The 24661-nt window shown below is 58.0% G+C and carries 20 protein-coding genes and 1 pseudogene; 19 read left to right on the top strand and 2 right to left on the bottom strand.

All coding sequences use genetic code 11. The features are described from left to right. Positions 1–5: 5 nt before the first annotated feature. Positions 6–1967 (bottom strand): S9 family peptidase, encoded by a 1962-nt coding sequence (locus AC0V61_RS11660; protein WP_486157711.1) that lies wholly within the window; start codon positions 1965–1967, stop codon positions 6–8. 95 nt (positions 1968–2062) lie between these two features. After that, positions 2063–2680, bottom strand: coding sequence for a DNA-3-methyladenine glycosylase family protein (locus AC0V61_RS11665; protein ID WP_486157713.1), 618 nt, complete (start codon positions 2678–2680; stop codon positions 2063–2065). A gap of 120 nt (positions 2681–2800) precedes the next feature. Between AC0V61_RS11665 and AC0V61_RS11670 the strand changes: the two genes are divergently transcribed. The 19 genes and pseudogenes from AC0V61_RS11670 to ftsZ all read left to right on the top strand — a co-directional run bounded on the left by AC0V61_RS11670 (position 2801) and on the right by ftsZ (position 24621). After that, positions 2801–3115: a 2Fe-2S iron-sulfur cluster-binding protein gene (locus AC0V61_RS11670; protein ID WP_486157715.1), complete on the top strand. Its 315-nt coding sequence runs from the start codon at positions 2801–2803 to the stop codon at positions 3113–3115. A gap of 81 nt (positions 3116–3196) precedes the next feature. Beyond that, positions 3197–4207, top strand: coding sequence for a cysteine synthase A (locus tag AC0V61_RS11675; RefSeq protein ID WP_486157716.1), 1011 nt, complete (start codon positions 3197–3199; stop codon positions 4205–4207). 92 nt (positions 4208–4299) lie between these two features. Further along, complete coding sequence (locus AC0V61_RS11680; protein ID WP_486157718.1) at positions 4300–4698, top strand: hypothetical protein; 399 nt, start codon at positions 4300–4302, stop codon at positions 4696–4698. A gap of 528 nt (positions 4699–5226) precedes the next feature. Then, a complete protein-coding gene (locus tag AC0V61_RS11685) occupies positions 5227–5727 on the top strand; it encodes a division/cell wall cluster transcriptional repressor MraZ (protein ID WP_486157720.1) in 501 nt (166 codons plus the stop codon). Continuing rightward, a pseudogene (gene rsmH / locus AC0V61_RS11690) lies at positions 5724–6666 on the top strand (16S rRNA (cytosine(1402)-N(4))-methyltransferase RsmH). Before AC0V61_RS11685 ends, rsmH begins: the two are co-directional and overlap by 4 nt. Further along, positions 6663–7226 carry a hypothetical protein gene (locus AC0V61_RS11695; protein ID WP_486157722.1) on the top strand — a complete coding sequence of 188 codons (564 nt, stop codon included), beginning with the start codon at positions 6663–6665 and terminating at the stop codon, positions 7224–7226. The pseudogene rsmH and the gene AC0V61_RS11695 overlap by 4 nt, the downstream one beginning before the upstream one ends. Then, positions 7223–9037, top strand: coding sequence for a peptidoglycan D,D-transpeptidase FtsI family protein (locus AC0V61_RS11700; protein ID WP_486157724.1), 1815 nt, complete (start codon positions 7223–7225; stop codon positions 9035–9037). The genes AC0V61_RS11695 and AC0V61_RS11700 overlap by 4 nt, the downstream gene beginning before the upstream one ends. Next, complete coding sequence (locus AC0V61_RS11705) at positions 9034–10521, top strand: UDP-N-acetylmuramoyl-L-alanyl-D-glutamate--2,6-diaminopimelate ligase (protein ID WP_486157726.1); 1488 nt, start codon at positions 9034–9036, stop codon at positions 10519–10521. Before AC0V61_RS11700 ends, AC0V61_RS11705 begins: the two co-directional genes overlap by 4 nt. Beyond that, a complete protein-coding gene (locus tag AC0V61_RS11710; RefSeq protein ID WP_486157728.1) occupies positions 10518–11990 on the top strand; it encodes a UDP-N-acetylmuramoyl-tripeptide--D-alanyl-D-alanine ligase in 1473 nt (490 codons plus the stop codon). The genes AC0V61_RS11705 and AC0V61_RS11710 overlap by 4 nt, the downstream gene beginning before the upstream one ends. A 22-nt stretch (positions 11991–12012) precedes the next feature. Then, complete coding sequence (mraY, locus tag AC0V61_RS11715) at positions 12013–13083, top strand: phospho-N-acetylmuramoyl-pentapeptide-transferase (protein WP_486157730.1); 1071 nt, start codon at positions 12013–12015, stop codon at positions 13081–13083. A gap of 10 nt (positions 13084–13093) precedes the next feature. Next, positions 13094–14515 (top strand): UDP-N-acetylmuramoyl-L-alanine--D-glutamate ligase, encoded by a 1422-nt coding sequence (gene murD, locus AC0V61_RS11720; RefSeq protein ID WP_486157732.1) that lies wholly within the window; start codon positions 13094–13096, stop codon positions 14513–14515. Next, positions 14512–15765 carry an FtsW/RodA/SpoVE family cell cycle protein gene (locus AC0V61_RS11725; RefSeq protein ID WP_486157734.1) on the top strand — a complete coding sequence of 418 codons (1254 nt, stop codon included), beginning with the start codon at positions 14512–14514 and terminating at the stop codon, positions 15763–15765. The genes murD and AC0V61_RS11725 overlap by 4 nt, the downstream gene beginning before the upstream one ends. Then, positions 15762–16982, top strand: coding sequence for an undecaprenyldiphospho-muramoylpentapeptide beta-N-acetylglucosaminyltransferase (murG, locus tag AC0V61_RS11730; RefSeq protein WP_486157736.1), 1221 nt, complete (start codon positions 15762–15764; stop codon positions 16980–16982). Before AC0V61_RS11725 ends, murG begins: the two co-directional genes overlap by 4 nt. Next, the gene (murC, locus tag AC0V61_RS11735) at positions 16979–18403 is read left to right on the top strand and encodes a UDP-N-acetylmuramate--L-alanine ligase (RefSeq protein ID WP_486157738.1); all 1425 of its coding nucleotides are present in this window, start codon (positions 16979–16981) and stop codon (positions 18401–18403) included. Before murG ends, murC begins: the two co-directional genes overlap by 4 nt. Further along, the gene (gene murB, locus AC0V61_RS11740; RefSeq protein WP_486157740.1) at positions 18400–19395 is read left to right on the top strand and encodes a UDP-N-acetylmuramate dehydrogenase; all 996 of its coding nucleotides are present in this window, start codon (positions 18400–18402) and stop codon (positions 19393–19395) included. Before murC ends, murB begins: the two co-directional genes overlap by 4 nt. Then, positions 19395–20393, top strand: a complete 999-nt coding sequence (locus AC0V61_RS11745) for a D-alanine--D-alanine ligase (protein WP_486159538.1) — start codon at positions 19395–19397, stop codon at positions 20391–20393. Before murB ends, AC0V61_RS11745 begins: the two co-directional genes overlap by 1 nt. Beyond that, positions 20386–21288 (top strand): cell division protein FtsQ/DivIB, encoded by a 903-nt coding sequence (locus tag AC0V61_RS11750; RefSeq protein ID WP_486157742.1) that lies wholly within the window; start codon positions 20386–20388, stop codon positions 21286–21288. The genes AC0V61_RS11745 and AC0V61_RS11750 overlap by 8 nt, the downstream gene beginning before the upstream one ends. A gap of 12 nt (positions 21289–21300) precedes the next feature. Next, on the top strand, positions 21301–22638 hold the full coding sequence (ftsA, locus tag AC0V61_RS11755; RefSeq protein ID WP_486157744.1) for a cell division protein FtsA: 1338 nt from the start codon (positions 21301–21303) through the stop codon (positions 22636–22638). 183 nt (positions 22639–22821) lie between these two features. Next, complete coding sequence (gene ftsZ / locus AC0V61_RS11760) at positions 22822–24621, top strand: cell division protein FtsZ (protein WP_486157745.1); 1800 nt, start codon at positions 22822–22824, stop codon at positions 24619–24621. The last annotated feature ends 40 nt before the right edge of the window (positions 24622–24661 follow it).

Below are 24661 nucleotides of genomic sequence, written 5' to 3' on the forward strand. Positions count from 1 at the left end.
GGTGATTATCCGGAAAGCGCCTCTTCAAGCCCATTGACGTGCGCTGCCCCTTCGACAATCTCCGCGGTCGATGGGGCAAGTACATCGCCCAAGGCTTCCGAGCGTCCGCCGATGCATTCTGACAGAAAGTTTTCCGCCACCGCAAAGAACGCGATGGAGTTAGTGGGTTTGGCAAACCCGTGCCCTTCGTCTGGATAAAGCACATAGGTGACCGGAATGCCTGCATCCTTCATCGCGCCAACGATCTGATCGCTTTCCGCTTGCTTTACGCGCGGATCATTGGCCCCTTGCGCAATAAGCAGTGGCTTGACGATTTGGTCAGCCTTGTAGAGCGGGCTTGCAGCTTTCAGCAGCGCGAGGCCCTCTTGCGTGTTCGGATCGCCCATGCGGGTGTGGAACTGTTTAACCAGCGGTGCCCAATAGGGCGGGATGGTTTCCAGCAAAGTCTCAAGGTTGGAAGGGCCCACAATATCGACCCCGCAGGCGAATACCTCTGGCGTAAAGGTCAGCCCCGCTAGCGTCGCATAGCCGCCGTAAGAGCCGCCCATGATCGCAATCTTGTCCTCGATCGCAATGCCTTGCTCGACCGCCCAATTGACCGCGTCAATCAAGTCATCATGCATCTTGAGGCCCCATTCAAGGTTGCCTGCATTGAGGAAGTCTTTGCCAAAGCCGGTCGATCCTCGGAAATTCACAGAGAGCACCGCATAGCCGCGATTGGCGAGCATTTGGTGGGTGGAATTAAACCCGTACGTGTCGCGCGCCCAAGGCCCGCCATGAACCAGCAGAACCATGGGTACGGCTTTATCCGGACGCCCGTCGCCATCGCTGTCTGAGCCTGCTGGTAGGGTCAGGTAAGAGGGAAGGGTGAGGCCATCGCGCGCTTTGATCTCAGCTGTGTGCATGGGCTGCAAAGGCGCGCCCTCAAGCTCTGGCCGCGTGGTGTAAAACGGCGTGAGCGTCTCGGCATCCCGGTCATAGATGAACATGCGCGTAGGCGTGGTCAGCGGGTCGTTCCACACCAGCCACGTGCGGTCATCATCGGTGCGGCTTGAAATGCCAAAATCGCCTTGAAGCTGTGTGCCTAGCCAATCGAGCGAGGTGCCAAGCTGCGCATCAAGAGCGGTCCATTCGTTGCGCAGGTAGTTCACCGAATAGGCCTGCACCACGCCGGTTTTAGGGTCGCGGATTGTCCCGCCAAGATCGGCCTTTTCATCCTCAGCAATGAGTGTGCGTTCACCCGTCGCGGTGTCTTGCGCATAAAGGGCCGCTGTATTGCGGTCACGGCTATCGATCCAATAAAGGATTGAACCGTCAGTCGTATATCCAGCGGGACTTGTCGTGAGAGCATCTTCCATCGAAGTGGTCTCGAAAGGCTCCTCAGCCACCACGCCATCTTCGATAGCTAAGAAGTCGGTGCCCCCTTCCATATTCTGGCTCATCGCCATGCGTAGCGTGAGCGTATCGTCCGCCATAAACCCGGCATAGGCGTTGTTTTCATACACCAGCGTCAATACGCCGCTTGTGATGTCGAGCATATGCACATCGTGAAACTGCGGATCGCGGTTGTTGATGCCAAGCAGCACCTTGTCCTTGATCGTCTCAGACGTGCCAACGATTTGAATGCGAGTGTTCTCAAACGGGGTGAGGGTCTTTTCCGCCAAGGTCTCAAGGTCGATCTGGTACAATAGGAAATTCTCATCGCCGCCCTTGTCCTGAACATACATGATGCTCTTGCCATCAGGCGCCCAGAAATACTGCGTGATCGGCCTGTCGGTTGAGCTGGTCACGACCTTGCCCTCATGGGGAGTCTCACGCGGAGCAACCCAAACGTTGAGAACCCCCTCAAGCGGTGCCAGCCAGCTAAGCTGTGTCCCATCGGGACTGATCTGACCGCCTGCTCTCGTGGGATTCCCGAACAGTGCATCGCGCGGGATCAGGGGGACGTCTTGGGCTGTGGTGGTCATTGTGGCTCCATCTCGTGTGGGCGTTTGTTGTGTGGCAGGAGATGGACAGCGCTTATGGGGGTTTCAAGCTCTCTTCTTTTCAGCGTAAGCGACGATCACAGCGCAGGGTTTGCATAATAGTGCCACGTGAACAGCGCTACGCTTGAACGGTGCGGGGCCCATCTGTCGCCCAGCGCGCGGCATTCTTTCTCTTTGGGGCGTTCATCGAGGTCCAGAAGGCGCTTCACGCCTTCCTGCACTGCCAAATCACCCGCTGGCCAGATATCGGTACGACCCTCGGCAAACATCAGATAAATCTCCGCCGACCACCGGCCTATCCCTTTAATTTGGGTGAGCTCAGCGATGGCCTCTTCATCATCTTCGGGAAGAGCATTGAAGTCCACTGCGCCTGCCTCAACAAGCTCGCAAAGGCTCCTTGCATAGCCCTGTTTCTGGCGCGACAGCCCGCAAGCGCGAAGTGTGTCGAAATCGCGTTTAAGGAGGCACGAGGTCGTAAACTCCTCGCCCAATTCTGCCTCAAGTTTGCTCCACGTCGAAGCGGCCGATGCAACGGAGACTTGCTGACCTAAAATCGTGCGCAACATAGTTTTATAGCCGCGCGGACGCACTCGAGGCTCGGGATAGCTTATGCGCGCAAGCGCTTCAGCAATCCGCTCATCCTTAGCGGCAGCGGCGTCCAATTCAGCCTTCAAAATTTCAGCAGTTAGTCCCACGCGCGGTTCCTCTGGCTTGCATCTAGCAAGCGAAACTCTTAGCTGAACTCGACAAGAAACCAAGAGAGCGTTCTTGCGTTCAATGTCTTGACGCAAACGCCACAACAAGGACCAACGCCCATGCCCAAGCTGATCGTCACTAACCGCGACGGCGAAACCAATGAGATTGAGGTCGAAGACGGCCTCACCGTCATGGAAGCCATTCGCGACAATGGCTATGACGAGCTGCTCGCGCTGTGCGGTGGATGCTGCTCTTGCGCGACCTGCCATGTCTATGTTGACGAGGCTCCGGGCGAAGTGCCTGAAATGAGCGAAGACGAGGATGATCTTCTTGAATCTTCAGACCACCGCAAAGAGACCTCGCGTCTCTCGTGCCAGATCGCACTTGCACCGGTTCTTGATGGGATGAAGATCACCATCGCGCCGGAAGATTGATTGGTGCGCCGCAAGACGAACTGAAGCGTCTGAAGGTTTATCTTGATTGCGGGGGGCGCTGCTCCCCCTAACTCAAGTCCCATGAACATCACAAAACCTTTTGGCGACACGCTCGCCCTGATTGGCAATACCCCGCTTGTTCGCCTTGAAGGCGCGAGTGCGGCGGCTGGTTGCGACGTTTGGGGCAAATGCGAATTTGCAAACCCCGGCTCATCCGTCAAAGATCGCGCTGCGCTGTACATGATCCGCGATGCTGAGGCGCGCGGTGACTTGATGCCCGGTGGTACGGTGATTGAAGGGACGGCTGGCAACACCGGCATTGGCATTGCTCTGGTAGCGAATGCGCTCGGCTATAAGACGATTATCGTCATGCCCGACAATCAGTCGAAGGAGAAAATGGACACTCTGCGCGCGCTTGGCGCTCAGCTCGTCTTGGTTCCACCGACCAAATATGCCGATCAAAACCATTTCCAACATGTCTCGCGCCGGATGGCAGAAGAGACGGACGGTGCGATTTGGGCGGGGCAGTTTGACAATGTCGCCAACAGGCGGGCCCACATCGAGGGCACTGCACCTGAACTTTGGGAGCAAACAGGCGGCACAATCACCGGCTTCACTTGCGCTGCTGGCACTGGCGGCACGATTGCGGGTGTTGGCATGGGACTTAAGGAAAAGAACCCCGATATCCGCATCGCTTTGACCGATCCGCATGGCGCGGCGCTTTACAGTTACTACGCCACTGGTGAGCTCAAATCCGAAGGGTCTTCCGTTGCAGAAGGTATCGGGCAGGGGCGCATCACTGCAAACCTCGAGGGCGCGCCCATCGACACGCAGTTCCGCATCTCTGATGAGGAAGGCATGAAGTGGGTCAAGCAGCTCCTTCGCGAAGAGGGTCTGTGTTTAGGGCTTTCCAGCGGGATCAACGTTGCGGGCGCGATTGAGCTTGGCAAGCAATTGGTCGCCGAAGGCCAAGAGAACCCGCAGGTTGCCACAATCTTGTGCGACACAGGTTTCCGCTATCTTTCAACGCTCTACAACGCTGAGTGGTTGGGCTCGAAAGGCCTGCCCGTCTTCGATTGGCTTGAGCAATAGGATTTGGCTTTGCAGGCAGGGCGTTGCCCATCTGCGTCCAACTTTTGGTCTACCTAATCGACAGCGCCCGGATTGGCCGTTAAAACAATTCGATGAGCGGCGGAAAGTTTCAGGCACACATCAATGCAGCGAAAGGCGATTTGCCGCCTGAAGGCGCGCCCCTGGGCGGCACAAAGGCTGAGGCGACACAGCGTTTGCAGATCGGTCTTTTTGGGCTTGGTTCCATGGTGCTTCTTATTGGCCTTGCCACGGTTATCGGCAATCAGGCCGACTTGACGCAGGAAGGCGCAGTGCCTGAAGCAGCGCCAACAACCGAACCCGCAGACACTACTCCTCAGCGCGACCCGCTCGCGGATGCCGGTATCGTCCCCGATATCCCGGCTGATCCCGAGCCTGAGGTTGAAGAAGGAGCGGTAGAGGACCTCCCGCTTGAAGATGTGATCTCTGATGAGGCGAATGTTCCAGAGCTTGGAGCAGCTCCCCAAGAATAGGCTCGCTAGGGCCGGGTGGAGGTTCGGCCGGTAGAGTGCTGAACTTCCTCATCTTTTACAAAATCACTGGTCGACCAGGCTTTCCGGGGATATTGCGGGAAACCGCCTGTGCTGCGCGCTTTGACAAAAGACTCGCAGTGGGGAATCTGCGGGAAACATGGTTGAATTCGAGGTTTAGACTGGGGAAAATGCGGGAATCCTCTACCATGAGAGGGTAATATAAACGGATTTGGTTTGAATAAAAATCAAATTAAACAGATATTTACCGTTTAATCCCGTGAAATCCCTAGAAAAGCCCTTCCCAGTGGCTTTCATCCCCGATATGTCTGGGTTCCATCAAACATGTCGTTTTGCCCCGCGTCACTGGTCTCAGTTGGCGCGCCGCTCCCGCTCGCACGGGGGTGGTGGTGGGTAAGTCGTGACTGATCGGCATGATTGATGGGCGCTGCGTGACAGCAAGCGTGACAGCATGTGTGATAGGGGCTGGGTGGCTCCCTTCATGCAAAACGAAGGGAGTGGGATAAGGCCGTGACAGCCTTGCATAGATATAACGGACAAGCCTATTCGCCTGCTGGCGACAAGGGCCGTTATGTCCTGCCTCCAGCATTTCGCAAAGCGGTGAAGGATAGCTCTGGCGGCTCCAAGACACTTTGCCTTGCTGTCCATGACCGTTACAATTGCATGATCGGCTTTGGCCTTAGCCGCGTCGAGGAATTCGACGAGCAGCTCGAAAAAGAAGAACAGCGCGCCATTGCGATGGGGAACACCGATTTCGACCCCGATGCGCGCGCAGGCCAGCTTTATGGTTTTGAGCAAGTGCCGTTTGATGACAGCGGTCGCTTCGTGATGCCTGAACAATTCCGCGATCTCGATCTCGCAGGCGACGGGCTTTATTTTCACGGCTCTGGCAAGTTCTTCATGGTGTGGAAACCCGAAGAGCTTGAGCAGATGGGTAATGATTTCCGCGGCGCGAAAGCGGCTTGCAAATCGCAAATGGCCAAGGCAGCGGCGAAGGGGGGCAAGAAATGATAGCTCCTCATATCCCTGTCCTGCGCGATGAAGTGGTGGCAGCAATCGCGCCCACTCAAGGCATGTCAGTAATCGACGCGACCTTTGGGGCAGGCGGTTATTCGCGTGCCCTGCTGGCAAGCGGTGCACGCGTTTATGCCTTTGACCGCGACCCCAATGCGATCCGTGATGGCCAGGTGATGGTCGACGAATTCGAGGGGCAACTCTCACTTCACTCCGAACGCTTTGCGCAAATGCGTGAGGAAATGGAGCGCATTGGTGTGTCTCAAGTGGATGCGGTCGTCATGGACATTGGCGTCTCCTCCATGCAACTCGACCAAGCGGAGCGCGGCTTCTCATTTCAGGGTGACGGCCCGCTCGATATGCGGATGAGCCAGTCGGGCGAAAGCGCTGCTGATTTTCTCAACTCCGCCGATGAGGGCATGATTGCCGACGTGCTTTACCAATATGGCGAAGAACGCCAGTCTCGCCGGGTCGCCCGCGCGATTGTGGCAGCGCGTCCGCTTGAGACTACGGGCGAGTTTGCCCGCGTGGTTCGCCGTGCTCTGGGCTATAAGCCGCACGATAAGAAAGACCCTGCGACCCGCAGTTTCCAGTGCCGTGCGCATCCATGTGAACGATGAACTCGGTGAGCTTCGCGCAGGGCTGGCGGCAGCGGAACTGCTTCTCAAAGAGGGCGGCGTTCTTGCGGTTGTCAGCTTTCACAGCCTCGAAGACCGCCTCGTCAAACGTTTCTTCAAAGAGGCAAGCGGCGCGGGCAAGGCCGTGTCGCGTCACCTTCCCGGAGAGATCCCCGGACCCGCGCCCACTTTCACAAAAGTTTCCAAGGCAATCCGCCCAAGCGAAGAAGAAATCGCCCGCAACCCGCGCGCGCGTTCCTCGATCCTTCGCCACGCCATCCGCACTTGCGCTCCAACACACGAAAGGACAACAGCATGATCCCCGCTGGCTCTCGTATTCGTCAAATCGGTTGGGCTGCGGTTCTTGCTGCGTGCATCGTGGCGTTTGCGCTGCTGAGCCTTCAGGTGCAGACCGTGAAAAGCGAAGTGCTTTTGGCGGAGCGTGAGATCATTTCGCTTGAGCGCGATGTGCTGATGCTGGAGACAGAGTTTCAAACCCGCGCAAGCCAGCGCCAGCTCGCCGAATGGAATACGATTGAGCTTGGCTATAGAGCGCCGCGCGCCGACCAATATCTCGATAACAATCGCCAGCTTGCACAACTTGGACAAGATGTGCTCCCCGATGCGCCTGCGCCTATTCGCGTGGCGCGCGCCCAGCTTGAGCCTGAGGATATGGGGCCGGGAGACATGGTCTCGCCTGTGACGGGCACGCCTGTGACACTTGCCTCGGCTAGCGCGAGTGAGGATGCGGGCGCTCTGTTTGCTGATGCTTTTGGAGAGTTCTTGACTGACACCTCTCCCATCCGTCCCGCGAACGCGCAAAATCCGGTGTCCCCACCGGCGGAAACCACTGCTTTGCTAAGCGAGGCATCGCAATGAACACGATGGCCCTTTCCGGAGGGCTCGACGCCGTCTCGCGCATAGGCGCGCTGGCAGGTGCTCCCAAACGTGTTGCGCCGCGCGCCGAGGCGACGATCCCTGCTGGACGTGTTCAAGCGGCCTATCGTCGCTCGCATTTTCTTGTCACTGCCCGCTCGCGCCTATTGCTTTTGATGGGCTGTTTTGTTCTGGTTGCAGCAATCGCGTTGTTGCGCGTTGGTTATCTTGGATTTGTCGGTTCTGCACCTTCGCAGCCCAGCCTTGCCGAGGCGTTGTTGCCTCCGCGCGGTGAAATCACTGATCGCAATGGCACGCCCTTGGCTCGCAATTTTCCTGCCTATGCCTTGTGGTTTAACCCCAAGGCGATGGGCGATGGCGGCGATCCGCTGGTGCAAAAGCCGGCGGAAGTGGCGGCCCAGCTTAAAGCGATTTTCCCTGACATTGATGCCGCTCGCACTATCCGCGTTCTGTCGTCAAAACGCGGCGGATACATCCTGCGGCGTATCCTCCCCGAGGATGCCAATAAGGTCATGAATTTGGGCGAGATCGCCCTCGAAGTGCCGCGCGAATTTGACCGCCACTACCCGCAAGGGGCTTTGGGCGCGCACGTGCTTGGCTTTGTGCGTGAGAACGACGAGGGCAAAACACAAGGCTCATTCGGGATGGAGCAGGTGCTTGATGACCGCCTTTCGTCCGCCCAATTGCGCGCAGAACCTGTACCGCTTTCGATTGATCTGCGCGTTCAGGGCGCTCTTGAGGATGAGCTTGGAAAGGGCATGCTCGCAACCGATGCCAAGGGTGCGGCGGGTATTGTTTTGGATGTCGACACAGGCGAAGTCCTTGCGATGGCGTCACTGCCTGCCTTCGACCCGAACCTTTCAAACGCTCATGCCTCGCCGCATATCTATAACCGCGTGACAAATGGCGTTTACGAGCTGGGCTCGACCTTTAAACCAATCACTATTGCGGCGGCCATTGATGGCGGGGTGGTAAAGAACCTTCGCAAACAATGGGATGCCTCAAATGTGGAGATTGCAGGGCGCAAAATTCGTGATCTTCACCCCAAGGGGGCAACGCTTAACGTCCCTGAATCGCTGGTCTACTCATCGAACACCGTAACAGCGCGCGTGGCGGATGAGCTGGGCGAGGAAACCATGCGCAAAGTCATGCTCGACCTGCAAATGAACAAGCGCCCTCAAATCGAGCTTCAGGCAAAGGGCCGCCCGCTGTGGCCTGAAGAGCTGCCCAATGGCAAGTGGTCGCGCATCACCAATATGACGGTCAGCTATGGCCACGGGATCGCTGTGACGCCGCTGCACCTCGCCAATGCCTATGCTGCGATGGTCAATGGTGGGATCTGGCGTCCGGCGACTTTGCACAAGATCGAGCCGGGCGAAGCGCCCAAGGGCAAGCGCGTGTTCAAGGCCTCCACCTCTTCGCGGATGCGTCAGATGCTGCGGATGATTGCAATGTATGGCACGGGCCGCAATGCTGATGCGCCGGGATACCGAGTGGGTGGTAAGACGGGCTCTGCTGAAAAAGCAGGGCGAGGCGGGTATCGTCAAACCTCGCTGATCACCTCCTTTGCCGCAGCCTTTCCGATGGATCGTCCGCGCTATGTGGTGGTCACCGTTCTCGACGAGCCGCGCGGCACGATTGCGGCAAGCGCTCAACGCACGGCCGCCTTTAACGCTGCCCCTATTGTGAAGGAGCTTGTGCCTCGGATCGGCCCGATGCTTGGCGTGAAGCCTGATGCCAACCGCGATGTCGACATTTCGGACCTGCGCTATCTGGTGGAGGGCCGCCGGTGAAGCTCAGCGCTCTTATTGACCAGGCGGGATTGCAAGTCGAAGCCGGTGCGGATGTGGCCGTCACCGGCTTTGCCATTGATCACCGCAAAGTCGCATCTGGCACAGTTTTCGGCGCGTTTCGCGGTGCGAAGTTCAACGCGGAAGACTTTATTCCAGCTGCTGTTGAGGCAGGCGCGGTGGCTGTGATCGCGTCATCAGATGCCAAGGTCGAAGGCGCGCTTCATATCGCGAGCGATGAGCCTCGTCAGACATTTGCGCAGATGGCGGCAGGCTTTTTCACGCCCGTCCCTGAAACCGTCATCGCAGTGACAGGCACCAATGGCAAAACCAGCGTCTCTGAAATGACCCGCCAAATTTGGCGCATGTGCGGTGAGCGCGCGGCGAGCATTGGGACATTGGGCGTGACGACACCCGATGGCAGCGTCTTAACTGGGCTCACCACACCCGATATTGTGACGTTCCTAAGCAATATGAGCGGCCTAGCGCGCGAGGGCGTAACCCATGTTGCTTACGAAGCGTCGAGCCACGGGCTCTCGCAATTCCGCAATGAGGGTTTGCGCGTGAAGGCAGGGGCTTTCACAAATTTAAGCCGCGACCACCTCGATTATCACGGCACGATGGAAGAGTATTTCGCTGCCAAGATGCGATTGTTCTCAGAAGTAGTTGAAGATGACGGCCATGCGGTGATCTGGCACGGAGCGGACGATAGCGAATGGGCGGTGAGCGCCATTCAAAGCGCTAAGGCGCGCGGTCTTCAAGTGAACACCGTTGGAGAGAAGGGTGAATTCCTTCGCCTCATATCTCGCGCCGCGACCCAGTTGGGGCAGGTGCTTGAGATAGAATTCGGGGGCGAGGCGCGCTCTGTTAAACTCCCTCTGATTGGTGCCTATCAGGCTGCAAACGCTCTAGTCGCGGCAAGCCTTGCTATTGCGAGCGGAGCGTCGCCTTCGCAGGTGTTTGACGCAGTTTCGCGGCTTCAGCCTGTGCGCGGGCGTTTGGAGCGGGCTTGCATTACTGCGTCCGGTGCGCCTGCCTATGTCGATTATGCACACACCCCAGACGCGTTAGAGGCAGCGATTGCAGCGCTTCGCCCGCATGTAGGCGCACAAGGTCATTTGATTGTGGTGTTTGGAGCAGGCGGCGACCGCGATACAGGTAAGCGCGCACCCATGGGCGAAGTAGCCGCCAAGACAGCCGACCTAGCGATCGTGACCGACGACAACCCACGCGGCGAATACCCCGCAGACATCCGTGCAGCCGTGCTTGCAGGCGCAAAGGGTGTGGCTCATGTGCGCGAGGTGGCGGGACGGCGCGAGGCGATCCTTGCCGCGATCACCGAGGCGAGCGCAAACGACATCATTCTCATTGCTGGAAAAGGCCATGAGCAAGGACAGATAATCGGATCTGGAGAGACAATGCGAATTTTGCCGTTCGACGATGTGGAAGTGGCGCGTGAATGCGCCGCAGTTGAGGTGACAGCATGACCGTCTCGCATGCTCTTTTGCGGCCATGGCCTGCCGATGTGCGTGACGCTCTCCCGCTGGCGCTGTGGGATGCACAGTCTATTGAAGCGGCGACCGGCGGCAAAGCCTCTCACAGTTTTCAAGCATCAGGCGTCGAGATGGACAGCCGTGATGTTCGCCCCGGCGACCTGTTTATCGCGCTCAAAGGTGATGCGATGGATGGGCACAAGTTTATCCCGGCCGCGTTCACCAAAGGCGCGATTGCAGCAATCGTGGACCGTCCCGTGGACTTTCCGCATGTGCTGGTGGAGGACACCACTGATGCGCTCCACGCTTTGGCTCACGCAGCGCGTGACCGCGGCGAGGCGGTGCGCATTGGGGTGACCGGTTCCGTTGGGAAAACGGGCGTCAAAGAGGCAATCTTTGCCGCGCTTGACCGTTCAAGCCGGGGCGCGGCCCATCGCAGCGTTCGCAGTTATAACAACCATGTTGGCGTTCCTTTGAGCCTTGCGCGGCAACCTGCGCGGGCGAAGTATGGCGTGTATGAAATGGGTATGAACCACGAGGGCGAGATTGCGCCCTTGTCGGCCCACGTGCGCCCCCATGTGGCGCTGATTACCACTATCGCACCCGCTCATATCGAGAATTTGGGTTCAATGGAGGCAATTGCTGACGAGAAGAGCCAGATCTTCTCAGGCCTGATGCCCGGCGGCACTGCGATTATCCCAGCAGACAGCGACTACACCGAGCGCATGATCACCAATGCTAAGCGCATGGGTGTCGAAGTCGTCACTTTTGGGCGCAGCGCCAACGCCGATGTGCGGCTGATCGATGCTATTTCTACCTCCAATGGCGGTTCCCTCGTCACGGCGCAGCTTGGCCCTGACGCGGGCAGTACGCGGGTTTGCTTTACTGTTGCAGAGCCAGGTGAACACTGGGTCTCCAATGCGCTTGGCGTGATCGCAGCGGTGCGAGCAGCGGGCGGCGACTTGGGTAGCGCAGGCCTCGCGCTTGGCGAAATGGGCGGCCTTAAAGGACGCGGCGCTCGCCACACTGTGAACGTTCCAGGCGGCACCGCTCTTTTGATCGACGAAAGCTACAACGCAAACCCTGCATCAATGCGCGCAACTCTTAAGGCGCTTGGTCAAACGCCATCTCTCAGGCGTGTTGCTGTGCTGGGTTCGATGAAGGAGTTGGGTGACTTTGCCCCCGACTTCCACCGCCAGCTGTCAGAGCCGCTTGTGGCCGAAGGTATCGACCACGCGATCCTCGTGGGTGAGGAAATGCAGGCGCTGGCTGGAGAACTCGGCCGCAGGGCGGCAAATTCGCTTGGCTTTAAGCCGACATTCGACCAATGCGACACACCTGCAGAGGCGATAGAGGCTCTGGGTGCATTTGGCCTGACGCATGGAGACACGGTGCTGGTCAAAGGCTCCAACTCAGTCGGGCTTGGCAGGCTTGTCACACATTACACAGAGTTGACCCCGTAAATCGGGGGCAAGAGGGGTCTGAATGCTCTATTGGATCGCAGAGTGGTTGAATTTTGAAGGCGCGCTTAACCTGGTGCGTTATCAAACGTTTCGCTTTGGTGCAGCGTTGATGACAGCGCTTATTCTGGGTCTTATAATCGGCCCTCGATTGATTGACATGCTGCGCGTGCGCCAAGGCAAGGGTCAGCCGATCCGCGAAGACGGTCCGCAAAGCCACCTTGCAAAACGCGGTACGCCTACGATGGGCGGATTGTTGATCCTCGTCTCACTTCTGGTGTCGCTACTCTTGTGGATGGACCTTAGCAATCCGTTCGTATGGGCCTGTCTTGCGGTCACGATTGGTTTTGGTGTGATCGGCTTTGTCGATGATTATGATAAAGTTACCAAGAACAGCCATGCCGGGCTTTCAGGCCGTATTCGTTTGCTGCTTGAGTTTGGAGTGGCAGGTATCGCGAGCTATATTATCGTGAGCCAAATCAACACCAACCTCTACATCCCGTTTTTCTCCGACGTCGAGATACCCTTGGGGCCGGCTTATTATGTCTTTGCCGCCTTCGTGATGGTGGGGGCAGGCAATGCCGTCAATCTGACCGATGGGCTTGATGGGCTTGCGATCATGCCCGTCATTATCGCCAGCGGGACTTTCGCAATCATCGCATACCTTGTGGGCCGTCCTGACTTTAGCGAATATCTCGGCATTCCGCATGTGCCGCGCGCCGGCGAACTCGCCATATTCTGCGCAGCGATCATGGGAGGAGGTCTTGCCTTCCTGTGGTTCAATGCCCCCCCTGCGGCGGTGTTTATGGGAGACACCGGGAGTCTTGCCTTGGGAGGCGCTTTGGGAGCGATTGCGGTCGCCTCTCACCACGAGGTTGTCCTTGCGATTGTCGGCGGGCTGTTTGTGCTTGAGGCGGTCTCAGTCATCGTTCAGGTTTTCTGGTTTAAGCGCACAGGCAAACGTGTGTTCCGCATGGCCCCCATCCACCACCATTTCGAACAACTCGGTTGGTCAGAGAGCAAGGTTGTGATCCGTTTCTGGATCATCGCAATCGTGCTTGCGCTGATCGGTCTTTCCACTCTCAAACTGAGGTAATGTACCGCTCGTGATCACATCGCCCGCCTTTGCTGACAAACGCTATGCCATTCTTGGGCTCGCGCGTTCAGGCGCGGCGGCGGCTGAGGCGTTGCTGGCGAGCGGTGCGGTGGTCACGGTGTGGGACCGGCAGGATGTTGCGCGCGCTAAGTTCGAGGGACGCTGTGAGATTGCCGATCCGTTGGAGATGGACCTCACAGGCTTTGATGGTCTTGTGGTGTCGCCCGGAGTGCCCCTGAACACGCATCCGATTTCGGACCATGCGGCCAAGTTTGGTGTGCCGATCATTGGCGATATTGAGCTTTTTGCCATGGCTCGCTCAAACCTGCCCAGGCACCGGATCGTGGGCGTGACGGGCACCAATGGCAAATCAACGACAGTCGCGCTTATTCATCACATCTTGTCTATGGCAGGGGTTCCCTCTTTGCTCGGTGGCAATATTGGCGAACCCATTTTGGGTCAGGAGCCGCTTGCCCCCAATGAGAACGGGGACGCGGTCTATGTGCTTGAACTGTCGAGCTATCAGATTGACCTCACTTACAATTTAGACTGCGCGGTGACGGCGCTTACCAACATCACGCCCGATCATCTTGATCGCTATGACGATTTTGCAGCCTATGCAGCCTCCAAAGCGCGCCTGTTTGAAATGCAGAGTGAGAGCGGTCTTGCGGTCTTTGGGTCATTAAAGGCACCTTCCGGCGCTATCTATGAGGCAGAACGCGAGCGCCGCGCTGTGCCCCGTAGTGAGCCCCGCGCGCTAGCTGCTGATCTTGAGGCTCTGGCGCCTTTGCAAGCCGATTGGCCGACCTTACAAGGCCCGCACAATCTTGAAAATGTTGCCGTTGCAGTGGCTATCGTTGAAGAGCTGGGCGTGACCCGCGCACAGTGGCAACATGCATTGAAGCGCTTCCGCAGCCTGCCGCACCGGATGGAGCTGGTGTGCGAAGAAAACGGCGTTACCTTCGTCAACGATAGCAAGGCGACCAACACAGCATCCTCTGCCCCTGCTCTGGCAGCCTATCCGCCGCGCACCGAAATCCGTTATGCGGCACCGCGCGTTCACTGGATTGTAGGCGGACTCGCCAAAGAGGATGGGCTGGGCGAATGCGAAGCTATGCTGCGCAACGTGGCTGCGGCTTACACAATCGGTGAGGCAGGCCCCCGGTTCGCGGACCTGTTGGAGGGCAAAGTTGGTCAAGTCGAACGCTGCGAACTCGTCTGCGAAGCTGTCAGCCGCGCACGCGAGGCGGCAAAACCGGGCGATGTGATCTTGTTTTCTCCTGCGTGTGCAAGCTTTGATCAGTTTCGGGACTACGAAAATCGCGGCGACCATTTCCGCAAGCTGGTTGGCGTGCTGGTCGAAGATGCCACTTGCGAACCTGCAACCTTCCCCAACACCGATGAAGATTACATCAAAGGAGAGATCGCATGAGCCTCTCTTACAACGCATCCGGCCGTCCTTCCGTTAGGGGAGACGCGCGCTTCCATGCACCGGTCGCTGTTCGGCGCGGTATTGCGGATCGCATCCTGATTTGGTGGCGCGAAGTCGACAAATGGCTTTTGGGCCTTGTGATCCTTCTCATGGCGCTTGGCACTGTCGCGGTGGCCGCGGCCTCTCCTGCGGGAGGAAAGCAATACGGTGTAGGCGAATTTGCCTTCCTTCAACGCCACATCGTCTTTCAGGTGATGGGCCTTGGCGTTATGATCGGTGCCTCGTTCCTTAAACGCGAAGACGCGCGCCGGGTCGGCATTCTGCTTGCAGTAGTGATGCTGTTCCTGCTGCTTTTGGTTCCTCTTATTGGGGTGGAAAAGAATGGGGCACGGCGCTGGCTCAATGTGGGTATGTCGTTGCAGCCCTCCGAATTCTTGAAGCCCGGATTTGCCATTCTGCTTGCATGGATGCTCTCGTGGCGGATGCGTGATGAGAGCCTACCAGTGCTTGGCTATGCGACGCTCGCGATGGTTCTGGTCGCTGCCCTTTTGATGCTTCAACCCAATCTTGGCGCGACCATTTTGTTTGCCGGCATTTGGTTTGTTCTTGTGCTTCTTTCAGGCGTATCGCTCGTGCGCATGGGCGCTTTGGTTGGGGCAGGGATTGCAGGGCTTACAGCGGCCTATTTCTTTTACGACAACGCGCGTTACCGGATCGACAGCTTCCTTGGCGGAGGCACGGCGTATGATCAGGTCTACCTTGCCGAACGCACGCTTACCGCAGGCGGATGGACCGGCAGCGGCTTGTGGCTGGGCACGCGCAAGATGCAGCTGCCAGAGGCGCATACGGACTACATTTTCTCCGTCATCGGGGAAGAATTCGGCCTGTTCGCCTGCGCCATCATTCTGCTGCTTTACGTGGCAATTATCACCCGCGCTTTGGTTCGCCTTGTGAATGAGGAAAACCTATTTGCTTTGCTCGCAGGCGCGGGCCTTGCTGCTATGTTTGGGGGGCAAGCCTTCATCAATATGGCAGTGAACCTCCAACTGTTCCCTTCCAAGGGGATGACCCTGCCTCTGGTAAGTTACGGGGGATCATCCACTCTGGCGATTTGCTTGAGCCTTGGACTGCTTCTAGCGATTACCCGTCGCAATCCCTTCCTCGAGCGCGAAAAGCCGGGTCTCAAAGATCTGCTTGGACGTTCGGTGGGAGGCTCCTTGCGACCGGGCAATTCTAAGGTGCAGGCATGAGCAGTGAAATTCCAACAGGTGCAAGCCGCCATTTCGTACTGGCAGCAGGGGGCACAGGCGGGCATCTCATACCCGCTTTCGCTTTGGCCGAAGAACTGCACGCGCGCGGCCACCATGTCGCGTTGATCACTGATGAGCGCGGTGCGAATATTCCGGGCAAGCCCGATTTTTTGACCGCCCACGTTTTGCCAGCGGGCCGGTTTGGTAAGAACCCACTGAAGTGGGTGAACGGCGTTCGCGCAGTGCTTGAAGGGCGCAATATGGCACTCAGGCTGTTCGAGACGATTGAGCCCACGGCTATCATCGGTTTTGGCGGCTATCCTGCGTTTCCGGCGCTTCTTGCGGCGAGCGCTGTCGATTTACCGAGCGTGGTGCACGAACAAAACGCAGTGCTTGGCCGGGTGAACCGCCTGCTTGCGCGCAGTGTTGATGCGATTGCGACCTCGTATCCTCAGGTTCAGCGGCTGAAGGCGAAATATTCGGACAAGGTCCATCTTGTCGGCAATCCGGTACGCGAAGAGGTGCTCGCACTAAGGGATGAAGATTTCCCGGCGCTGACTGAAGAAGGTCTTTTGCGGGTCCTGATTACAGGCGGATCTCAAGGGGCAAGCGTGCTTTCCGAGGTGGTTCCCGATGGTTTGGCTATGCTGCCGCCAGCGCTTCGCTCGCGCCTTCAGGTGACGCAGCAATGCCGTCCTGAGGATTTGGATAAAGTGCGTGAGCGTTATGCCAATCACGATATCCCAGCAGAGCTTGGCACGTACTTTGAGGACATGCATGAGCGGCTTGCGGGCACGCATCTGTTTATTGGGCGGGCAGGTGCATCGACCATTGCAGAGCTAACCGGCGTGGGTCGCCCTGCTATCCTCATACCGCTTCCCATTGCCACCGATGATCACCAAGCGGCCAACACCGCTGAAATCGTCAAAGCAGGCGGAGCACGCATGATCCGTCAGGATGCTTTCACGCCTAAAGAGCTTGCCAAGCAAATTCAGGCGCTTGCACAAAACCCAGGAAGCATGGCGAATGCCGCACACGGTTCGTGGAACTGTGGCCGGCCTAAGGCTGCAAAGGACTTGGCGGACCTTGTTGAAAGCATGGGCGGCATTGACCTTATGGACGTGATCCGCGTGGGCGAAGGCGCTCCCAAAGAAGCGGCCAAAGCGACCAAGCCGCAAACCGCAACATGCGACAGCGCACAGGATGAGCTCGCGTGAAGGGTGTTGGCACTGACATTGGCACGATCCATTTCGTCGGCATTGGCGGGATTGGCATGTCCGGCATTGCTGAGGTCATGCACAATTTGGGCTACGCCGTGCAGGGCAGTGACCTTGCCGAAGGGCCCAGCGTTGAGCGCCTTAGAAAGCGCGGCATCACCGTTCATGTCGGGCATAAACAAGAGAATGTAGAAGGTTCAGCGGTGGTCGTGACATCCACCGCCGTGCGCCGCACCAATCCGGAAGTGGCTTACGCTTTAGAACAGCGTATTCCGGTGGTGCGGCGTGCAGAGATGCTGGCCGAGCTGATGCGCCTCAAATCCACCGTCGCGGTGGCGGGCACGCATGGTAAGACCACGACGACAAGCATGATCGCAAGCTTGCTTGATAAAGGCCAAGTTGACCCCACCGTCATCAACGGCGGGATTATTGAGCAATATGGCTCGAACGCGCGGCTTGGCGATAGCGATTGGATGGTGATTGAGGCTGATGAAAGCGACGGCAGCTTCCTAAGGCTCGACGGTACAATTGCGGTTGTCACCAATATCGACCCCGAGCATCTCGATCACTATGGCGATTTCGACGGGGTCAAACGCGCCTTTGTTGAGTTCATTCATAACGTGCCGTTTTACGGCGCTGCGATCCTGTGTGTGGATCATCCCGAAGTCCAAGCCGTGATTGGCGAAGTGCGCGACCGCAAGGTTGTGACCTATGGCTTCTCGCTTCAAGCTGACATTTGCGGCGTCAACGTGCGCCCTTCTGATGGGGGTAACACTTTCGATGTGATCGTGCGCCAGCGCGGAGAGGAAGATCGCAGGATCGAGGGCGTGCATCTGCCTATGCCAGGGCGGCACAATGTGCAGAATGCTCTCGCGGCCATTGCGGTTGCGATTGAGATGGGCTGCGCTGACGAGGTTATCCGCGAGGGCTTTGGCAGCTTTGGCGGTGTCCGCCGCCGCTTCACCAAAGTGGGCAGCATTGATGTGGATGGTGGCGCGGTCAGCGTAATCGACGATTACGCCCACCACCCGGTAGAGATTAAAGCCGTGCTCGAAGCTGCGCGCGAAGCCGTACCAAAGGGCCGCGTGATTGCTGTTGCACAGCCCCACCGCTACACCCGCCTACGCGATCTGATGGATGATTTCCAAAGCTGCTTTAACGAGGCGGATACGGTCTATGTCACCCCTGTCTATGAAGCGGGGGAAGACCCGATTGAGGGCGTTGATGCAGAGGCGCTTGCCGCAGGGCTTAGGTCACGCGGGCATCGCTCTGCGCAAACGACTGCCAGCCAAAGCGACCTTGCTGCCACACTGGCGGGGGAAATCGCACCGGGCGACATCATTGTGTGCCTTGGCGCGGGGGATATCACCAAGTGGGCCGCTACCCTTGGTCCAGCTGTTTCAGCGATAAGAGTGGCATGAGCTCTCAGATGAACAATAAGCAGCCCCCCATCCAACCCGATGATTGGAACGATAGAGACGATGGCCGCGCGCCCAATTGCGCGGTCGAAGGCAGCGTTGCTGCGTCTGTTCCCGTCGACAGCATTCGAGGGAAACTGACGAAAGACGCCCCGCTTGCCAAACACGTCTGGTTCAAAAGCGGCGGCAATGCCGATTGGCTGTTTGAGCCAGCGGACTTGGACGACCTTAAAGCTTTCCTCGAAGCGCTCGACCCGAGCATCCCAGTGATGGCGCTTGGCGTGGGCTCCAATATGATCATCCGCGATGGCGGCGTGCCGGGCGTGGTGATCAAGCTTGGCGCACCCTTTGCCGAAGTCAAAGTGACCGGTGAGACCACAATCGAGGCAGGCGCCTTTGCTCCAGTCAGTGTCCTTGCACGCCGCGCGGCAAAGGCTGGTATCGACGGCCTCAGGTTCTTTATTGGCATCCCCGGCTCCGTCGGCGGCGTCACGAAGATGAACGGTGGGTGCTATGGCCGCGAGACCTGCGATGTGCTGACCTCCTGCGACGTGATCCTGCCCGGCGGCGAGTTCGTGACGCTCACCAATGCGGACCTTCAATACACCTACCGCCACTCGGCCTTGCCCGAAGGCGCAGTGGTGGTCGCGGTGCGTTTTGAGGGCTTTCCCGGAGACGCGGAAGAGATCAAAGCCGACATGACCCGCATCTCAAATACTCGCAAAGACAGCCAGCCTATTGGTTCCATGACCGGCGGCTCGACTTTCAAGAACCCGGAAGGGCATTCGAGCTGGAAACTGATCGATGATGCAGGCCTTCGCGGCTTCACCCATGGCGGGGCACAGGTTAGCGAAAAGCACTGCAATTTCTTGATCAACACAGGCAACGCCACCTCGACCGAAATCGAGGAACTGGGTGAACTAGTGCGCGAGAAAGTCTATGCCAATTCAGGCATCAAGCTGGAGTGGGAAATCCGCAGGGTAGGACGGCCATGATGGCGCCTGTGAACCCTCTTCATGTCGTTGTCCTGATGGGCGGCTGGGCGAATGAGCGTGAGGTCTCGCTCATGTCAGGCGCTGGCATAGCTGATGCGCTTGAGATGAACGGGCATCGCGTCACACAAATTGATATGGACCGCGATGTTGCAGCCAAGATCGCTGCCGCCAAGCCCGATGTTGTGTTTAACGCGCTTCACGGTGTGCCGGGCGAGGATGGAAGCGTCCAAGGGATGCTCGACCTTATGGGCATTGCCTACACCCATTCAGGGCTCGCCACGAGTGTCATCGCCATCGACAAACAGCTGACCAAGCAGGCGCTTACGCCCCACGGTATCCCAATGCCAGGCGGGCGGATTGTGCCTTGTGGTGAACTCTATGAACGCGATCCTCTGCCGCGCCCTTACGTGCTTAAGCCCGTCAATGAAGGGTCGTCGGTGGGCGTCGCTATCATTACCGAGGACAGCAATGTGGGCAATCCGATTGCCCGCGATGCGAAGGGGCCTTGGCAGGAGTTCGACGAACTTCTCGCTGAGCCTTTCATCAAAGGGCGCGAGCTGACCACTGCTGTGATCGATGGAGCGTCTGGACCTCGCGCGCTCGGCGTCACCGAACTCATCGTCGACAATGGGTTCTACGACTACGAGAACAAATATACCGAAGGCCGCACTCAGCACGTGTGCCCCGCACAAATCCCGCCGGAAATCGCAGCGCTGTGCGAAGAATACGCCGTTAAGGCCCACACTGTCCTTGGCTGCCATGGCACCAGTCGCACCGACTACCGCTGGGATGAAGAATTGGGTGAGGAGGGGCTATTCGTCCTTGAAACCAACACACAGCCCGGCATGACGCCTTTGAGCCTCGTCCCCGAACAGGCACGCCATGCCGACATCGGATATGCAGAACTGGTTGAACTGATCGTGATGGAAGCGATCCGCGTCCACTCTGACAAAATTCAGGGGGACAAAATCAAACAGGTGGAGGACGCAAATGGCTAAAATCACGCGTTCAGGAAGCAAAGGTGTACGCCGCGCTGCCAAGTCTCAGAGCCGTGCTGCTACCGCGCGCCGCGCAAAGGCGAAGACTGGCGGCGTGCTCGACACAATCATGGGCTGGCTGCCGTTTACCGAAGAGCAGTGGAGCACCATCTGGTTCACAATTATCATCGGCGGTGCGGTGGGCCTTGCCTTTGTGATTGCAAACCTTGCCGGCGTTCCCGCAATGGCAAAAGCGCAGGTTGCTGTCCTCGCCTCTGATGCGGGCTTCGAGGTTAAAAATGTGCGCGTCACCGGCACAAGCCGCATGGACGAACAGCAAATCTATGCCCGTGCGCTTGCGCAAAAAGACCGCCCAATGCCCACGGTCGAACTCGACGCTCTGCGCGAGGAATTGCGCGAGCTGCCCTGGGTGCAAGACGCGCGGGTTTCGATCCAGCTTCCCTCAACCTTAGTGATCGATATCGTCGAGCGCACACCTCATGCAGTTCTTGAGAAGGCCAATCGCATGATGCTGATCGATGCAGAGGGCGTCGAACTGGAGCCGGTTGCAAAAGACAAGATTGGCGAGAAGATGGTGATTTCCGGGCCCGGCTCGAACATGCAAGTTGCCCCGCTTGAGGCATTGCTTGCCGCAGCGCCTGCTCTGGGTCCGCAAGTCGAGGGCGCTGAATGGGTTGGCAATCGCCGCTGGAACCTCTCGTTTAAAAGTGGCCAAGTGTTAGCGCTACCGGAAGGTGCGCAGGCTTCTGCAACAGCGCTCGTCAAGTTTGCGCGCATGGACGGGCAGAACCGCTTGATCGGAGGGCAAGTCGCAACCTTCGATATGCGAAGCCCTCCGCGCATTTACATGCGCGTGCCAGGACGCGCCGATGCGGTTGAGCTGAGCGGCACATAAGAGGACATAAGAATGGCTCGACCAAAATCCCCGCCCAAGCCTGCTCCATCCAAGGCGCGTCTCGCTAAAGTCTTTGGCGCGGTAAATGTTGGGTCTTTCCGCATTTCAGCCATGATCATGGGCGAGACTGAGACAGGCGATCTTGTTGTGCTTGGTTCTGGACACCGGGCAAGCAATGGGGTCAAGCGCGGCTATGTCACCGATATGAAAGCGGCGACTTACGCCATTCGCGACGCGGTGGAGCGCGCGGAAAAGAATGCAGGCACCAGCGTGCAAAGCGTTTGGATTGCGTGTGCCGGCGCAGGGCTCAAAAGCACGATTTCCAAGGTCGAGATCGACATTGGCGGCAGGCGTATAGAGGAAGAGGATATCGAGCACCTCCTCCTTGAGGCGCGCGACATGATCCATCCTGATGGCCGCAGTGTGCTTCACGCCATCCCCGCGCATTACACACTCGACGGCGCGCATGGCGTTGCCAATCCGCGCGGGCTTCATGCAGAGCGACTGGGCGTTGATATCCACGTTATGCTCGCCGATGGCGCGCCGGTGCGCAATCTTATGGAGGCGGTGCAAAGCGCCCATCTTGATGTCGAAGCCGTGGTCGCAGCGCCGCTCGCCTCTGGTTACGCATGCTTAACCGAGGAAGAGCGCGATTTGGGTGTGGCTCTGGTCGAAATCGGCTCTGACGTGACCAATGTGTCAGTTTTCGCAGCTGGAATGCTCTTGGGCCTGAAGTCCATTCCATTGGGATCCGGCGATATAACAGACGCCGTGGCAAGCGCCTTTGGCATTCGCCGGTTTCAGGCAGAGCGCCTCAAATGTGTCTCGGGCTCAGCTATCGCAAGCCCAAGCGATCACCGTGAGATGATCCCGGTGCATGGCCCCAACGAGGCCGAAGCGGGCGCAGGTGGTTCATCAAACGCTCGCGGCGCGGACGACAAAAACCGCATTGCCCGCGCCGACCTTATTTCCGTTATCACCGGGAGCCAGTCTCAACTTATGGGTGAGATCGGCAAAGCCTTAAAAGAGCTCGGCTTTGCAGGTGTTCGCGGTGGGCAAGTTGTTCTTACAGGCGGCGGCGCAGAACTCGCAGGGCTTGCTGAATTTGCGCAAAGCGCGCTTGCGATGCCGGTGCGTATCGGCCGTGCGCCAGCACTCACCGGCATGCCAGAAGCCCATGCGACCCCCGGCTTTTCAGGGCTTGCCGGGCTTTGCCTTTATGCAGCCGTAGATCCTGTCGACATTCGCGCGGTGGGAAGTGCGTATGGCGAAGCGTATGACTTTGGCGGCTCTGTTAACCTGTTCGCAGGTGTTTCGAGGCTTTGGCGAGCATTGAAGGAAAACTTCTAAAATTGACCCTCAATTTCAGCCGTTTCTCGGAGAAATGCGCAAGACTATGCAGATGTGATATTAAATGCCCGCTGTGGATAAGGAAGTGTTAAGTATAACAGACACATCACGAATGTGTCACAGAAGTCTAACCTCACGCTTGGGGTGTGTGATCCAAGCCATGAGGTCTGGAGGATTAAGGCCATGAGCATCAATATCGGACCAGCTGCTACGGACGATTTGCGTCCACGGATCACTGTGATCGGCATCGGCGGCGCGGGCGGAAACGCGATCACCAATATGATCGAGTCCGAGATCGAAGGCGTTGAATTTATTGTCGCGAATACCGACGCGCAGGCGCTGAATTCATCACCTGCCGAAACACGTATTCAACTGGGGCCCGACATCACCGGAGGCCTTGGCGCTGGTGCTCGGCCTGAAGTGGGTAAAGCGGCCGCCGAAGAGACAGTGGCGCAGATCGAAGAAGCGCTCGAGGGCGTCAACATGGTCTTTATCGCGGCAGGCATGGGCGGGGGTACCGGGACCGGTGCAGCGCCCGTCATCGCAGAGGCCGCGCGGCGCAAGGGTGTATTGACGGTTGGGGTGGTGACCAAGCCTTTCTTGTTCGAAGGCACGCGCCGGATGCGCGCGGCAGAAGCAGGGATCACCGAACTTCAAGATCACGTCGACACGCTGATCGTTATTCCAAACCAAAACCTGTTCCTCGTTGCCAAGCCTGAAACGACCTTCAAACAGGCGTTCCAACTGGCTGACGAAGTGCTCCAGCAAGGTGTGCGCTCGATCACTGACCTGATCGTCAATCCGGGCCTTATCAACCTCGACTTTGCCGACATTCGCGCTGTGATGAGCGAGATGGGCAAAGCGATGATGGGCACAGGCGAGGGCGAGGGTGAGAACCGCGCGCTTAATGCGGCGGAACAAGCCATTGCCAACCCGCTGCTCGACGGGGTCAGCATGCAGGGCGCGCGCGGCGTGATCATCTCGATCATTGGCGGCGAAGATATGACGCTGATGGAACTGGATGAGGCTGCCAATTATATCCGCGACCTTGTCGATGAAGACGCCAACATCATCTGGGGCAGTGCGTTTAACCCGGATATGGCGAACAAAATCCGTATCTCAGTCGTTGCAACCGGCATAGAAGCCGCCGCTGGTGCAGAGGCACCGCGCACTGTGCCACAAAGCTTTGCAGCCTCTCGTCCGCCAAAGCGCCCTGTGCTTGATCTTGGTGGGGAAACAGAGGCGACGGAAGAGGATGCAGTTTCCGAAGCTCCTGTTGTCGAAGGGCGCGAAGAGCCAGAGGACAAGTCCGATGCACCCGCAGCGCCATCGTCAGCACCGCGCATTCCTGCCATCCCCAATTCGATAACGGATTATCCTGAGCCAGAAGCTGAGGACGAAGCGCCTGAGCCAACGGCCAAGTCAGAACCTTTCGATCTGTCCGGTATGCAAGCGGGCGATGATATGGGTGATTCTGGCGATGATGTTGATGAGATCATTGACCCACTCGCTGGTCTTCGCGGCGCTGACGATGAAGACGCGGGCGGTGTTGGTGAAGATACTCTCGATCTGGGCTCTGAATTCCAAGAAGGCGGACCTGAAGAAGCAACATCGGTTCAATGGGCTGCAGCCCAAGACGCGAATACCGCGTCCGGGGGTGATGACCTATTGGCGGACGCTGACCGGCTTGCTGAACGCAATGGACAAGTTGAAGCGAAAGGAAGTGGCGGCTCCGCTGGTGCTTCAGGCGGTTCGGGTGACAGTGGCTCTGGTGGCGGTGCTCCGGCGGGTAGCGCATCTGGTGGTGGCGCATCTGGCGGTAGTTCTGGCGGTTCGGGTGCGACCTTGTTTGAGCGCATGGCTAACCTGTCCCGCTCTTCAAGCTCCGACGATGAGGACGATGGAGATGATGAGGATGATGGTAATGACGACGCACCAGCGCTTTCCATTCCGCGTTTCCTTGGTCGTCAAAACAACCAGTAAGACGTTCGGCATAAGACGGCCTACGTAAAACTGCGCGCCT

It is taken from the genome of Erythrobacter sp. JB1-4, from assembly GCF_057365025.1.